The organism is Photobacterium sp., assembly GCF_057456235.1.
Window position 1 is genome coordinate 185,111 of the sequence record NZ_JBVCPH010000006.1, and the last position, 15,403, is coordinate 200,513.

General features: G+C 48.5%; 13 protein-coding genes. 3 read left to right on the forward strand and 10 right to left on the reverse strand.

The features are described 5' to 3' along the window. Positions 1 to 101 precede the first annotated feature (101 nt). Positions 102 to 1,565: an IMP dehydrogenase gene (gene guaB / locus AC2204_RS09120; protein WP_318925198.1), complete on the reverse strand. Its 1,464-nt coding sequence runs from the start codon at positions 1,563 to 1,565 to the stop codon at positions 102 to 104. A gap of 259 nt (positions 1,566 to 1,824) precedes the next feature. On the opposite strand from guaB, the gene xseA reads away from it, so the two are divergent. Next, entirely contained in the window at positions 1,825 to 3,174 is a 1,350-nt protein-coding gene (xseA, locus tag AC2204_RS09125; protein WP_318925199.1) for an exodeoxyribonuclease VII large subunit, read from the forward strand. 85 nt (positions 3,175 to 3,259) lie between these two features. Here the strand turns inward: xseA and AC2204_RS09130 are convergent, their stop codons facing one another. After that, positions 3,260 to 3,484: a zinc ribbon domain-containing protein gene (locus AC2204_RS09130; protein WP_318925200.1), complete on the reverse strand. Its 225-nt coding sequence runs from the start codon at positions 3,482 to 3,484 to the stop codon at positions 3,260 to 3,262. Between the two features lie 199 nt (positions 3,485 to 3,683). Here AC2204_RS09130 and AC2204_RS09135 point away from each other — a divergent pair, with 199 nt between their 5' ends. Both AC2204_RS09135 and AC2204_RS09140 read left to right on the forward strand, forming a co-directional pair. Continuing rightward, positions 3,684 to 5,201, forward strand: coding sequence for a GH1 family beta-glucosidase (locus AC2204_RS09135; protein ID WP_318925201.1), 1,518 nt, complete (start codon positions 3,684 to 3,686; stop codon positions 5,199 to 5,201). A 78-nt stretch (positions 5,202 to 5,279) separates the two neighbouring features. After that, positions 5,280 to 6,272: a LacI family DNA-binding transcriptional regulator gene (locus tag AC2204_RS09140; RefSeq protein ID WP_318925202.1), complete on the forward strand. Its 993-nt coding sequence runs from the start codon at positions 5,280 to 5,282 to the stop codon at positions 6,270 to 6,272. Between the two features lie 376 nt (positions 6,273 to 6,648). On the opposite strand, the gene AC2204_RS09145 is transcribed toward AC2204_RS09140, so the two are convergent. The 8 genes from AC2204_RS09145 to pilW all read right to left on the reverse strand — a co-directional run bounded on the left by AC2204_RS09145 (position 6,649) and on the right by pilW (position 15,367). Beyond that, the gene (locus AC2204_RS09145) at positions 6,649 to 7,524 is read right to left on the reverse strand and encodes an alanyl-tRNA editing protein (RefSeq protein WP_318925203.1); all 876 of its coding nucleotides are present in this window, start codon (positions 7,522 to 7,524) and stop codon (positions 6,649 to 6,651) included. Positions 7,525 to 7,693: 169 nt separating this feature from the next. Next, the gene (der, locus tag AC2204_RS09150; RefSeq protein ID WP_318925204.1) at positions 7,694 to 9,178 is read right to left on the reverse strand and encodes a ribosome biogenesis GTPase Der; all 1,485 of its coding nucleotides are present in this window, start codon (positions 9,176 to 9,178) and stop codon (positions 7,694 to 7,696) included. A 171-nt stretch (positions 9,179 to 9,349) separates the two neighbouring features. After that, positions 9,350 to 10,507, reverse strand: a complete 1,158-nt coding sequence (gene bamB, locus AC2204_RS09155; protein ID WP_318925205.1) for an outer membrane protein assembly factor BamB — start codon at positions 10,505 to 10,507, stop codon at positions 9,350 to 9,352. A gap of 12 nt (positions 10,508 to 10,519) precedes the next feature. After that, positions 10,520 to 11,131, reverse strand: coding sequence for a YfgM family protein (locus AC2204_RS09160; protein ID WP_318925206.1), 612 nt, complete (start codon positions 11,129 to 11,131; stop codon positions 10,520 to 10,522). 13 nt (positions 11,132 to 11,144) lie between these two features. Continuing rightward, positions 11,145 to 12,413 carry a histidine--tRNA ligase gene (gene hisS / locus AC2204_RS09165; protein WP_318925207.1) on the reverse strand — a complete coding sequence of 423 codons (1,269 nt, stop codon included), beginning with the start codon at positions 12,411 to 12,413 and terminating at the stop codon, positions 11,145 to 11,147. Positions 12,414 to 12,516: 103 nt separating this feature from the next. Further along, entirely contained in the window at positions 12,517 to 13,632 is a 1,116-nt protein-coding gene (gene ispG, locus AC2204_RS09170; RefSeq protein WP_318925208.1) for a flavodoxin-dependent (E)-4-hydroxy-3-methylbut-2-enyl-diphosphate synthase, read from the reverse strand. Positions 13,633 to 13,644: 12 nt separating this feature from the next. Continuing rightward, positions 13,645 to 14,622, reverse strand: a complete 978-nt coding sequence (gene rodZ / locus AC2204_RS09175; protein WP_318925209.1) for a cytoskeleton protein RodZ — start codon at positions 14,620 to 14,622, stop codon at positions 13,645 to 13,647. Further along, the gene (gene pilW, locus AC2204_RS09180; protein ID WP_318925210.1) at positions 14,612 to 15,367 is read right to left on the reverse strand and encodes a type IV pilus biogenesis/stability protein PilW; all 756 of its coding nucleotides are present in this window, start codon (positions 15,365 to 15,367) and stop codon (positions 14,612 to 14,614) included. The genes rodZ and pilW overlap by 11 nt, the downstream gene beginning before the upstream one ends. Between the last annotated feature and the right edge of the window lie 36 nt (positions 15,368 to 15,403).

Consider the following 15,403-nt stretch of genomic DNA (forward strand, 5'->3'; position numbering starts at 1 on the left):
AAAAATAAATAAAAATAGTGGGGGCAATAAACGCCCCCGATCTTATACAAGTTTCCCGCTCAGGCAAACGTTTTCGTTACGATCGAATGATCTGTAAACAATTAACGCATACGGTAGTTGGGTGCTTCTTTCGTAATGGTCACATCGTGGACATGCGACTCTTTGATACCAGCACCAGAGATACGAACAAACTCAGTTTTAGTACGCATGTCCTCAATCGTCGCAGAACCGGTCAGACCCATGCTTGAACGAAGGCCGCCCATCTGCTGATGAATGATTTCTTTGACATGGCCTTTGTAATCAACACGACCTTCAATACCTTCCGGTACCAGCTTGTCTGCGGCGTTATCAGACTGGAAGTAACGATCAGAAGAGCCTTGAGACATCGCACCGAGAGAACCCATACCGCGGTAAGATTTATAAGAACGGCCTTGATACAGTTCAACTTCGCCCGGGGCTTCTTCAGTACCCGCAAACATTGAACCGACCATTACGCATGATGCGCCCGCAGCAATCGCCTTACACAGATCGCCAGAGTAGCGGATACCACCATCGGCGATAACAGGAATACCAAAGTCTGATGCTGCTTCGACAGCTTCAGAAATAGCCGTTAGCTGAGGAACCCCCACACCGGTAACAATACGTGTGGTACAGATAGAGCCAGGGCCAATACCCACCTTAACCGCATCAACACCGGCATCGATGAGTCCGCGCGCACCGGAAGCAGTCGCTACATTACCACCGATGATTTGTAGTTCAGGGAACGCTGCACGGGTTTCACGAATGCGTTGCAGAACGCCTTCCGAGTGACCGTGAGAAGAGTCGATAAGCAGCACATCAACCCCCGCTTCGACCAATGCCTTAACGCGTTCTTCGTTCCCCGCGCCAGCACCTACCGCAGCACCAACACGCAGGCGACCTAGCTCATCTTTACATGCGTTAGGCTTACGTTCCGCTTTCTGGAAGTCTTTCGCGGTGATCATGCCTTTAAGCTGGAAGCTATCATTCACCAATAGCACTTTCTCTACACGGTGCTCTTGCATGATGGCTTCAACTTCTTCACGCGAAGCACCTTCTTTCGCTGCCGCCAACTTATCTTTTGGCGTCATCACTTGTTCAACCAGCATCGAAAGATCGGTAACAAAACGTACATCACGGCCAGTAATGATACCAACCAGCTCGTTGTTGTCAGATACAACCGGGTAACCAGCAAAACCATTAATTTCAGTCAGTTCTTTCACGTCAGCAATCGTAGCCGTTGGTTGAACCGTCACAGGTTCAGACACCACGCCAGCCTCGAACTTTTTAACCATGCGAACCTGAGCCGCTTGCTGTTCGATAGACATGTTTTTGTGAATGAAACCGATACCACCTTCCTGAGCTAACGCTATCGCGAAACGTCCCTCGGTCACTGTGTCCATTGCAGCAGAAACCATAGGAATGTTGAGCGTAATTTTCTTCGTTAGTTGGGTGCGCAGATCGGCAGTGTTAGGGAGAACCGTAGAGTGTGCTGGAACCAGCAGAACATCATCAAAAGTTAGAGCTTCTTGTTTGATACGTAACATTGCAATATCTCACACCGAGTTAGGGTTTATAGAAGGATAAAATATTGCGAACGAATTATACGTAGGGTGCAATCGTTTGGCTACAAAAAAATAATATTTTTTTATTGACACTTTTTACTTGATACGTAATATATGTCGGTTAAGTTTCCGGTGCTGCGGTCAGCCGTGTACGCCCATGATCTGTCTATAGATCTGCCTGTACACTTTTCATTCTCTTCCAGCACTTCAGTTTGCCTTTCGACAACAGGTGTCTCACCTCGTGACTATGTTCGCCCAACAGACCCAATCAAACGATCGTATCTATACCGTTTCCAGCCTGAATGCCGAAGTCCGATTATTACTCGAAAATGAAATGGGTATCGTCTGGCTGGTTGGTGAACTGTCAAACCTGTCGATACCGGTTTCCGGCCACTGGTACTTCACCCTGAAAGATTCCCGCGCTCAGGTAAAATGTGCCATGTTCCGCGGTAACAACCGCCGGGTAACCTTCAAGCCAGCCAATGGCAGCCAGGTACTGGTTAAGGCGCGTTTGTCACTGTATGAACCGCGCGGTGATTACCAGCTGATTATCGAAAGCATGCAGCCGGAAGGAGATGGTCGCTTACAGCAGCAATTTGAACAGCTAAAGATGGCCCTTGCCGCTGAAGGATTATTTGCCCAGTCACTGAAAAAAGCACTGCCGGAGCAGCCCAAGCGAGTGGGAATTGTGACCTCGAAAACGGGCGCGGCACTGCATGATATTTTGAACGTTTTACAACGCCGCGACCCAAGCCTGCCGATTGTTATTTACCCGACGATGGTACAGGGAGAAGGCGCTGCTATCTCGATAGCACAAGCCATCGGGCGTGCCAATACCCGCCAGGAATGTGATGTCTTGATTGTTGGGCGAGGCGGTGGCTCGCTGGAAGATTTGTGGGCCTTTAACGAAGAAATTGTGGCCAGGACTATCGCCGCCAGCCAGATCCCCATTGTCAGTGCGGTCGGCCACGAAGTCGATGTATCTATTGCTGATTTTGTTGCCGATGTCCGCGCGCCGACACCCTCTGCGGCGGCAGAACTGGTCAGTCGCGACATGACTCATCAGACGCAGAAGATCAACCAGAAAAGACAACAGTTACACCATGCCTTCCGTCACTATATAACGGGACACTCTGCCCGTCTGGTGCAGCTACAGCACCGTTTGGAACGCCAGCATCCGCAATTGCGATTAAACCAGCAACAGCAGCATCTGGATGATATTTCCAGCCGCCTAGAGCGCGCAATCAATAAGCTTACCGCCGGGCATCAGCAGCATTTAGATCGAATCGAATACAAACTGGCTTTACATTCGCCGGCACAAACAATTAAACACAATTCGACCCGACTGAAACAGACCGAACACCGTCTGCTCGATGCCATGGATCGCCGCCTGCTCAATGCCAGCCACAAGCTGGCCATGGCCGCTGAAAAGCTGGAAACCGTCAGCCCGCTGGCAACCCTTGGCCGCGGTTATTCCATAACCCGGGACACCAAGAATAATGTGATCCGTCGAGCTGATCAGGTTAAGCCCGGGGATGAGTTACGCACGAAAGTCGCAGAAGGCGAAATCCGTTCTGTGGTCACGGAATAACCGCAAAATACCCCGTATTCCCGCGCCAAAAACAGCGGTGCAAACGGTATTTTTTCTTTCTGAAGGCATGATAAGCGTAGATAGACTACGCTTTTTCAAACCGGATTTTAACCCGGGACTTAGATTTTAACTCATTGCAACTATTGCAGAAATAACTCGCTGAACCACATGCCTGAAGCTTTTCCATTTCATCATTGCAGTCGGGGCAAAAAGCCCTTTTCTTCACAGCATGCTGACACGAATCGCAATAATAACCATCGTTCTTCCAGCTCAGTTCTCTTTGACAGCTGGGACATAGATTACCGCTCATAACACCCTCTTTCTTTAAAATGATCTTTCCATACCTCAGGGGATCATATACCCAAACCACCTAAAAGAGCAGAGTTCAGCAAGAATTGAGCTTGTCCGGTCTATTATCAAGCGCAAACAAAATCCGGGTAACACTTCCGCCGCTTGATCCTACTTAGATACATCCACTTTAATGATCATGATCACGCAAACAGAAAGAAATGAAACCGGTTTCTGTAACCGGTTTCATTTTTCCGTTACTGTCGGTTCACTCCTTTCAACCACCTAAAGGTAAACGTGCCATGCCGAGCAGTAAAATCGTTTCAGGCTTTCCGGATAACTTCTTATGGGGAGCGGCTTCTGCAGCCTATCAAGTCGAAGGGGCTTACAATGTTGACGGTAAAGGCCCGTCAATCTGGGATAGTTTCTCGCACCAGCCAGGTACCACACATGAAGGAACTAATGGTGATGTCGCCGCCGATCATTACCACCGCTTCAAAGAAGATGTCGCTTTGATGGCAGAGATGGGGATGCAGAGCTACCGTTTTTCTATTAGCTGGCCACGTTTATTTCCTAAAGGTCGCGGCAAGGTTAACGCGGCAGGTGTAAAGTTTTACAGTGATTTGATTGATGAGTTGCTCACGCATGGCATTAAGCCCATGATTACATTGTATCATTGGGATTTGCCGCAAGCCTTACAGGATATCGGCGGCTGGGAATCTCGTGAAACCGTCGATGCCTTTGAGCAATACGCCCGCCTGTGCTATCAGGCATTTGGTGACCGTGTCGAGTTATGGTCAACCTTCAATGAAACGTTAATCTTTATCGGTATGGGTTACTTTACCGGCGCCCACCCTCCGGGTTTACATGATCCCAAGCGTGGCATCCAAGCCTGTCACCATGTATTCATTGCGCATGCCAGAGCCGTCAAGGCATTCCGCGAATACAAAAACACAGGACAAATACCGGTAAATGGGCAGATCGGCTTTGTCAACGTCATGCAACCCCACGACCCGATCACGAATAGCCCTGAAGATGTTGCGGCTTGCCATGTGGCAGACGATCTTCTCACCCATTGGTTATATGATCCGGTATTAAAAGGCGAATACCCCGCCCATATTCTCAACATCGCGCAACTGACCTGGGGCGTGCCGGAGTTTGCACCAGAAGATGAAGCGTTGCTCAAAGACAACATCTGTGACTTTATCGGCGTGAATTACTACAAACGCGAATGGGTTGCGGCGAATCCTGATGTTGATAACACCAAAATCAATACCACCGGCAACAAAGGTTCCGGGCAAGAATTTGGTATTAAAGGCCTGTTCAAATTTGTTCATAATCCCAAGTCGACCTATACCGATTGGGATTGGGAAATCTACCCTGAAGGACTGTGCGTTGGCATGATGCGCTTGAAAGAGCGTTATGGTGACATTCCGTTCTACATTACGGAAAACGGCCTTGGGGCTAAAGATCCGATCATTGACGGCGAGGTTATTGATCAGCCACGCATTGATTATCTTTCCAGCCATATTGATGCGGCTGAATCGGCCATCAAACAAGGTATCGATGTACGCGGTTACTACCCGTGGTCTTTTATTGATTTACTCAGCTGGTTAAATGGCTACCAGAAACAATACGGTTTTGTGTATGTCGATCGTGAGAATGATTTGCAGCGCAAGCGTAAGAAGTCCTTCTTCTGGTACAAAGACGTCATTGCCTCCAATGGCAGCAAACGTTAATTCACTTTGTTGATTTATATAATTGCCCGACGACGTTCGGGCTTTTTATTCGTCTCACAACACGCGGAATGAAAATCGATGGCAACCATCAACGATGTATGTACGTTAGCAGGGGTCTCGAAAGCCACTGTCTCACGGGTACTAAACAATACCGGCCAAGTAAAGAAAGCCACTGCCGAGGCCGTGTATCAGGCGATGAAATCCCTCAACTATAAACCCAATAGCCTTGCCCGTGCTTTAGCAACCAACAGTACCAATACCCTCGGTTTGGTGGTTTCTGCCTTTGAGGGGGCATACTTCAGCAGCCTGATGGAAAGAGCATCAGAAACAGCAGCTGAGGCAGGAAAGCAGCTGCTGATCATGGATGGCGGCCACAGCAGCAAAACCGAACAACAGGCCATTGAGAGCCTGGTTGAGCGTAAGGTCGACGGCATTATTCTTTATACCCGCAAGATGCCAGAAGATGCGCTAAAACAGCTGCTGATAAACTTACCGATCCCTTTGATTGTTATTAACCAACAGGTTGAAGGTTTCGAGGAACGCTGTATCAGCTTTAATCAATACCAGGCCGCACAGCAAGCCACTGAATTTCTGCTCAGCAAAGGCCATAAGGAAATCGCCTGCATTACAGGGCCGGATTCGTCAGTCAATTCCAGCCTTCGCCTGCAGGGCTTCAAAGACACGTTAGCCGCCCACAAACTCCAGTCCTGCGGTATCTATCGCGGTGATTACTTCAGGCAGAGTGGTTACCGTGCTTGTAATGACCTGCTAGCAAGCAAACAGTCTTTTAGCGCCATTTTTAGCGCAAACGACGATATGGCCATGGGGGCGATTCGTGCACTGCACGAAGCAGGATTGCGAGTACCGCACGATATTTCAGTCTTCGGTTTTGATAATGACCCGGCAGGCGAATTTACGATACCGAGCCTGTCTACCGTTATGGTGCCGATCGAGGAAATGGCACGCTCTGCTATCGCACAGGCCTTACGACTTATCAACGGACAAGAGATCAGCACTATTGCGCTTTTTTCGGGCAACTTGATCGTGCGTGAATCAGTTGATCATTTGTAAAAACTACCGCGTTCAGCGATCTGGTTCCAAAAGAACATTTATCAATACACATCCCGAAAGCATAAGTTACATGTGCTGTATATGGATTTTAAGCGATATATTACACTACTGAATGGCATTTTAATCAATGGATCCAGCAGTAGCCAAATATCATGATGTTTAAAGGCAACCTCTCATAACCCCAGTAATAATAGGCTTCCTGCCTGAACTCCCAGGATCAATGAAATCATTGGCAGCATGGCAATAGTGGCCGTTTAACGCTGTTCCAGCGACTCGAGGATGGCCCCGGATCCCAGCCTTTGATCAAAAAAATCGCCGGAAGGCGATCTTTCTTTCTAGTATAACGTGCTGTGTCATACCAACCGGTATGATGAATTTATGCTTTTGTATGGGTGATCATGACAAGCTCCTGCTCACTGGTCAGTTGAAGCTCAACAAATAGCGCACGGTACTCGGCAAGAGACTGTATATGGGTGCCACCACATGGGATCTCGATAACCTCCCCCTCTTTCAAATCACATTGCCAGAAACGGGAATCGGTTAGCGCCGGCCCCTCGCGGCGCATAATCACGGCCGCACCATTCTGACGCCAGGCCTCTAGCTGCTGGTTTATTCGCTCGCTGATATTGTTCAGGTTTTCCAGCATATCGGCCGTATTCAAACCTCGTTTACGTAACGTTTTACCCAAGCGGTAGGTATCGGTACTGCAATCTTCACTAACGATGCTTTGCTGCTGAGCATAACCATGGAAGTCATAATGCCCGAGTTCATCTTTGCGCGATGCATCTTTACGCCAATAATCACTATGCAGTACTTTATTTAACGCCAGAGATGAGAGATGACCCGCACTGTGGCCACGGCTTAATGCTTGCTGATGGGGTTTATCAACACTCAATACCACACGCTCACCCGCCTGGCACTGAACATTCTCTGCAAGATGATGAACGACGACAAATGCCCAGCCAGCTTCATCGCGCTTTACCGGGATATCACTGCCGACATAAAGCATATTGGTTGCTAAATCGACAGCACCGGTAAAACAGCCTGCAACCGAAAAACTGACCTCGCCAACAGCAATCGTCCCCTTATCTGCAGGGTGATCGGGCCATATATGGCTCACCGGATGAAAAGGTGTCTGGTTGGTCACAATCCAGGTTCCTCCTTGCCTTGCTGAAACACATAATTGAACCTCCGCTTCTGATTGCCACTGCGGAACGCTAAACAACACATGAGTAGGGGTAACAACAGACATCTTCTTTCCTTCACATTAAGTCATGAACGACTATTTTAATACCAGCCAGGATCATACCAAACTGATCCACGGCAAATCAGAATACAAACCAAAATATTTGCCTCACCACAGCTAAAAAAATACCCAGCATACAGGCTGGGTATTTTTCTATGACTCTTAGCTGGCAATATTACTTGCGACGATCTTTAATCGCACCAGTAAGTCGCTTACGTTTACGCTCTTGAGAAACGGTTAACTTCTGCTTAGAGGTTTCAAACGGGTTGTCACTGCTCTGGAACTGAATACGGATCGGTGTACCCATCATCTCCAGTGAGCGACGGTAGTAGTTCATCAGGTAACGCTTGTATGAACCCGGCAACTCATTCACCTGATTACCGTGAATAACGATAATTGGCGGATTATAGCCACCTGCGTGGGCATACTTAAGTTTCACACGGCGACCGCGAACCAATGGCGGCTGGTGATCATCCTGTGCCATCTGCATGATACGTGTCAGCAATGAAGTACTGATCCGCTTCGTTGCCGATTGGTATGCTTCCTGTACGGATTCGTACAAGTGACCCACACCCGTACCGTGCAGCGCAGAAATAAAGTGAATACGGGCAAAATCGACAAAACCCAAACGACGGTCAAGTTCAGACTTAACACGCTCTTTTACTTCATTATCAAGGCCGTCCCACTTATTTACCGCAAGCACCAGAGAGCGCCCTGCATTAAGAACAAAGCCCAGTAAGCTTAGATCCTGATCGGAGATGTTTTCACGTGCATCAATGACCAGCAGTACCACGTTGGCATCTTCTACGGCTTTGAGCGTCTGAATAACAGAAAACTTCTCAACAGCCTGATTCATATTTTTACGACGACGGACACCCGCTGTATCAATCAGGACATATTCCTGACCATCACGTTCCATCGGGATATAGATAGAATCACGAGTTGTACCGGGCATGTCATACACAACAACACGCTCTTCGCCCAGAATACGGTTCGTAAGTGTCGACTTACCGACATTTGGACGACCAATAATCGCCAGCTTGATCGGCTGTTCCTGCAGGCGTTTGTATGCCGCTTCTGCATCTTCTTCAGTCAGGTTCGCATTTTCAATGTCTTCAACCGAAGTCAGATCAACCAGACCTTCTTCAGCTTCATCTGCCTGCATTTTTTCAGCAAACGGTGCCAGTGCACGTTCCATCAGAGCCGTTACACCACGGTTCTGAGCCGCTGCGATTTGATACATCGCATCAACACCTAGCTTCCAGAAATCAGCACAAGCGCTGTCAGCATCAATGCCATCGATCTTGTTCACAACAAGGAACGTCGGCTTTTCACGACTGCGAAGGTGTTTGGCGATAGCTTCATCCGATACCGTTAAGCCCGCACGACCATCAACCAAAAATAACACCACGTCAGCTTCTTCAATCGCCATTAGCGATTGCTCAGCCATTTTGGTTTCTACACCTTCTTCCGTACCGTCAATACCGCCGGTGTCGATAACAATAAATTCATGCTCTTCGAGCTCAGCTTTACCGTATTTACGATCCCTTGTTAGGCCAGGAAAGTCCGCTACCAGCGCATCCCTTGTGCGGGTAAGACGGTTGAATAACGTCGATTTACCCACATTCGGGCGCCCGACAAGGGCAACAACAGGAATCATAACTACCTCTTACTTATAATATTTTTACTGATACTAAGTCCATTCATTGTTGTCTTCGGCAGAATCACTATTCGGCCATCAACCGACAATAATTTAGGGAACGGATATAACAATAACGGCCCCTGACTGTATAAACAGCAGGAGCCGAGATTCAATCTTAACACGTAAAGACTATGGCGTTTGCATTTTATTTATGCTGCCGTCACGCGTCACGACCAGGTAACCATCACTCAGTTTCACAGGCGGAATGGCAATACCGCTACCATCCGTTTTCTGCTGAGCAACAAACTCACCGCTGTAAGGGTCTAACCAGTGCAGATAACCTTCGCTGTCACCCAGCACGACATAGCCAGAAATCGAAGTCGGCGCACTCAGTAAACGGTATTCCAGTTCTTTGTTCTGCCAAAGTTCGGTACCACTACGAATATCAACCGCAACAATATGATCTTTATCTGTCACTAAGTATAACTGGTTACCATCAATCACAAAATCTTTTGCCGACGAGTAACTACGCTTCCAGGCAATCTTGCCCGTTCTTAGCTCAATCGACACCAGCGCACCGTTATAGCCCACCGCATACAGACGTTCGCCCGCAATCACGGGAGTGGCATCGACGTCAATCAGACGATCGATTTCAGTCGCGCCTTTCGGTGAACCAATCGGTTGCTGCCATAGCAACTGACCGGTATTGATAAGGGCACCAGCCAGACGGCCGTTCGCTTGTCCCCAGAAAATACCGCCAGAGATAGCAACCGGAGAACTGTCACCACGTAATGTCAGGGTTGGAACTTCATTACTGAGCTGCCATTTCTGTTCACCAGTATCAGCATCCAGGGCCTGAAGTACGCCACGGCTGGTATTGACAACAACCATCCCCTCGTCAACAAGAGGTGCGGCAAGCACTTCGCCTTCGACGTTGGTACGCCAGATTTCTTCGCCAGTCTCTTCATCTAAGGCAATAACCTCAGCGTTTTCGGTGCCAATGAACAATTTGCCATAGGACAACACAATACCACCCGACAGTTTTGCGGTGACATCGGTTTCGAGATCCTGTTGCCAAAGCACCTTACCGGTTTCCGGGTCGAGTGCTTTTACGATACCGTTTCGGTCGGCGGCAAAAATTTTGCCATAGCCTTCAGCCGGAGACAGATTAGAAAAGTAACCTGAGACTCCGTCACCGACGGTTTGGCTCCAGATTTTAGTCGGCGAGAAAGCACTCTCGACAACCGGTAATGGCGCCATTTGAATCGAATCTTCCTCGCTGGCACAACCGACGAGAACACCAAGAGTCAGCGCAACGGATAATGCTTGCTTGAACACCTTTTGCATATTTACCCGCCTTTACTGCGCTAGATCATCAAGCTTCATTTGCAATGCTGGCGAGGCGCCTAACTGCTGTGCACTCACGTAAGCTTCACGGGCAGCAATGGCATCACCTTTTTGCAGAAAAATATCACCTCGCAGCTCAGAGACTTTCGCCTGCCAGCTTGCAATCGTGACTTTGTCGAGTTCAGCCAACGCCTCATCGAATTTCTGCTGTTCGGCTAAAATACGTGCTAAACGAGTTGTTGCTAAAGGTAAGATTGCTTCATCCTTGGTCTGGCCAACAACCCAAGTAAGTTGCTCTGCCGCACCATCCAGATCGCCTTGCTTCACTTGCGCTTTAGCCAGCTGAAGTGCAGCAAGTACTGAGTACTGGCTACTCTCATTGGCCGCAATAAATGCTTTTACTTCAGCAATCGCATTTTCACTGCCACTGTCTAACGAATTCATGGCTTGCGTATAGGTTTCAGAAGCCTGCTCTTTCGCTGACTGAATCTCACCTTGATAGTAACGCCAGCCGTACAGACCACCCAAACCAATCACAGCACCCAGAACAACGGCTTTGCCGTTCTCTTTCCACCACGACTTAATCGCTTCAACCTGCTGTTCTTCGGTCTCGTAGACTTCCACTTGCTGTCCTCTCTTAAATCAATTCTGTGAGCTGCACTGCGACGTCATCCTGAGCCATGGTTTTTTGCTCACCACCACGCAGATCTTTTACTACCACAGTGTTATCGGCGATTTCGTTTTCACCAAGCACTAAGGCAATGGCCGCACCAACGTTATCAGCGCGTTTAAACTGTTTCTTGAAGTTACCACCACCGAAGTGGCTCATTACCCGCAGGCCCGGTACTTCTTCGCGTAGCTTCTCAGCCAGCTTCATACCTGCCATCATGGTGCCTTCACCAGCGGTAACAATGTATACATCTACTGCACGACGTACATCGGTCAGCTGAAGGGTTTCCATCAGCAGAACCAGACGTTCCAGCCCCATTGCAAAACCAACGGCTGGGGTTGATTTTCCACCGAGCTGCTCAACCAGACCATCATAACGGCCACCCGCACAGACGGTGCCCTGGGCACCCAGGCTGTCGGTGATCCACTCAAAAACAGTACGGTTATAATAATCCAAACCACGCACAAGACGTTCATTTACTTGATATTCGATACCAGCAGCGTCTAATAGTTCACAGAAACCGGCAAAATGTTCTTTAGATTCGTCATCTAAGTACTCAGAAAGCTTAGGTGCATCGACCAGAATTTCCTGTACCGCTGGGTTTTTAGTATCCAGAACACGCAGTGGGTTGGTATGCATGCGGCGCTTACAGTCGTCATCAAGCACATCAAGATGCAGCTCAAGAAAAGCGACCAATGCATCACGGTAGTTTGCACGCGCTTCCAGTGAACCGATAGAGTTCAGCTCAAGGCGAACATGCTGGTCAATACCCAGCTCGCGCCACAGACGTGCCGTCATCATGATAAGTTCAGCATCAATGTCAGGCCCGTTCAGACCAAAAACTTCAACCCCAACCTGGTGGAATTGACGGTAGCGTCCTTTTTGCGGACGCTCGTGGCGGAACATCGGACCGATGTACCACAGACGTTGCTCTTGGTTATAAAGCAGACCATTTTCGATGCCCGCTCGGACACACCCGGCAGTCCCTTCAGGACGCAGAGTCAGGCTGTCACCGTTGCGATCATCAAAGGTGTACATTTCTTTTTCAACGACATCCGTCACTTCACCGATTGCACGCTTAAACAGATGAGTAGATTCCACGATAGGCATACGAATTTCGCTGCAGCCATATGCGCTAACGACTTGCTTAATAGTCCCTTCTACTTTTTGCCAAAGAGGAGATTGCGTTGGTAGGCAGTCGTTCATGCCTCGAATTGCTTGAATTTGTTTCGCCACGTTTGTTCTCGTTAACCAATGGGGAATTAAGTCGAATATATAGGTTCTAGCAGAAATAGTGAACCACGCCCTGAGATTCAAGGCGTGATTTAAGGTTATTTCGCTATTTTTCCGTTATATCAATGCGATTATTGACATCCAGCATTGCTGCTTTTGCTCGGATTTTGGTTTCCAGCTGGTCGATAACGTTACCATTGTCAAAGCGCTCTTTCTGGCGGATACCGTCTTCATAGAAAGCACTCTTGCGATTACCACCCGCAATACCAAGGTGTGAAATCTCAGCTTCGCCCGGGCCATTCACCACGCAGCCGATCACCGACACGTCCATAGGCACCGTAATGTCTTCGAGTCGCTGTTCCAGCTCGTTAACAGTGCCGATAACATCAAACTCCTGGCGCGAACACGTCGGGCAGGCGATGAAGTTAATTCCACGAGAGCGGATACGCAGAGATTTCAGGATATCAAAACCAACTTTGACCTCTTCCACGGGATCAGCAGCCAGTGAAACACGTAAGGTATCACCAATGCCTTCAGCTAAAAGCATACCTAAACCAACCGCAGATTTGACTGCCCCGGCACGTGCCCCTCCCGCTTCGGTGATCCCCAGGTGCAATGGTTGCTTTATCTGGGCTGCCAGCCTACGGTACGATTCTACGGCCAGGAAGACGTCTGAGGCTTTCACGCTGACTTTGAACTGGTCAAAATTGAGGCGGTCAAGAATGTCAACATGGCGCATGGCTGATTCAACCAGCGCATCCGGTGTTGGCTCACCGTATTTCTGCTGGATATCTTTTTCCAGTGAACCGCCGTTGATCCCGATACGGATCGGAATATTCCTATCCCGGGCACAATCAACCACGGCACGAATACGGTCTTCATTACCGATATTGCCCGGGTTAATGCGCAGGCAGTCAACACCGTACTCAGCGACTTTCAGCGCAATACGGTAATCGAAATGAATATCGGCCACTAAGGGGATATTCACCTGTTGTTTGATTAGCTTGAATGCTTCGGCAGCATCCATCGTCGGCACAGAAACACGAACAATATCTGCCCCGACTTTTTCCAACGCCAGGATCTGTGCCACGGTTGCTTCGACATCAGTGGTTCGCGTATTGGTCATTGACTGTACGGCAATAGGCGCACCATCACCAATAGGCACATCACCGACATAGATGCGGGTTGATTGACGACGTATGATTGGAGATTCGTTATGCATTAGATTTACTCTTTACAGCGGCAGCTTGAGCTTTGCTACTTTCCCTGCAGGGTACTCACTCAGATCGACCGGTTCGCCTTTGTAGTTGATTTTTACAACACCCGGTGCTCCAAGCACGACTTTAAAGGGTGCTGTTCCATTTAGATTCAAAACATCGCCCGATTGTTTTATCCCGGTATCCAGACGCTTGCCATCTGCATCGCGTATATCAACCCAGCAGTCTCCGGCAAAGGTGATGTTCAAATCCGCGATAATCTTCGCCACATTGGCTGTGGTGATCTCTGCAATTAATTCGGCCGAATCAGGCTCAGTACTAAAACTGTCGGCGTCCGCTGTATCTTCAACCAAAACAGGGGGCTCAGTTTCATTAGTCGCAGGAAGCAAATCGGTAATTGTATCTACCAGCTCTGTGGATTCGTTGTCGATGCCAGCAACATCACCTTCTGCCACAGAGTTGACATCAGGTGCTGATATGTCATTGCCCGTTGCATCAGATAAATTTGAATTGCCGGGTGATTGACTCAGAGGCTGAGATTGCTCTGCGGCCACCGCCGAAATCTCATCGGTTGGCTCCATTTGTAAGCTCTGCCACCACCATATTGCCGTTAAACCAACAAAAATGGCCGCCAAAGCCCAGGTCAGGCTCATAATGCGACTATCATGCGCTTCACGCTTGGTACGGCGCGAAAAGCTCTGCATTTCCTGTTCTTTCGGCTGGGCGTGACCAAGCTTATCGAGCTGTTCCAACATAACCTTGGCGTCTAAGCCAACAAATTTGGCATAAGAACTCACATAACCACGGGTAAATGTGGCCAATTGTGATTTGGCAAAATTGTTGTCTTCAATGTCATTGATAACTGAAACTCGCAAACGCAGGCGGCTGGCAATATCCTTTTGTGAATAGCCGAGCTGCTCACGTGCCTTACGTAGCGTATCTCCGGGACGAATGACTTCTTCTGTTGCTCGTTCTTCGTTCTGTTCAGTATTCATTGGCTAGATATTTCTGATATTGCTGAGAGTCCGGGAATTGCTGCTTGAGCAAATCGGCGTATTTATCTGCCTGAGTTAGTCGTCCAGCCTGATTTTCTAACTGAATGAGTAACCACAAGCAATCCGCCTTGTACCCATATCTCTTATTAAATTTAAGCAGCATAGCGCGCGCGTCTTTGTAATTCTGAAATTCAATTTTCATCTGCGCCAGCTGCAACATTGACTTCGGCCGGTATGGGTCATGAGACAGTGCTTTCTCAAAATACCGTAGAGCCAGCTGTTTATTGCCGTTATCCAGGCTGCATAGCGCTGCATTCTCATAACTGGCTGATGTCAAATAGTAATCCGGTTGCTCTATCGCCTTTAAAAAGGCGGCAGTGGCTTCGTCGTAACGCTGCTCACTACACAAGAATACACCATAGTTATTCAAAGTATCGCCACTTTTAGGGGAATCTTGTAAGGCTTGCTTATACATTGCCTCTGCAGCATCCGGTTCATCGACTCGTTGATAGTAATACGCCATGGCATTTTGCGCCCGATAATGCTTAGGCCCGTATATTAAGGCCTGCTCAAGGTTTTCGCGAGCACGCTGCCATTGACCCGTTTCTAAATATCGAAGACCAAGAGCGATCCTGGCCTCTGATGCATCGATACTATTAAACTCTTTTTTATTGCTTGTTTCTTTAACGGTGACGCAACCAACCAATAAACTACACAATAAAGGGTACACCGTCCATCGTACCATATTTTTCCCAACCCAACGTCCATGCCTAATCTATGC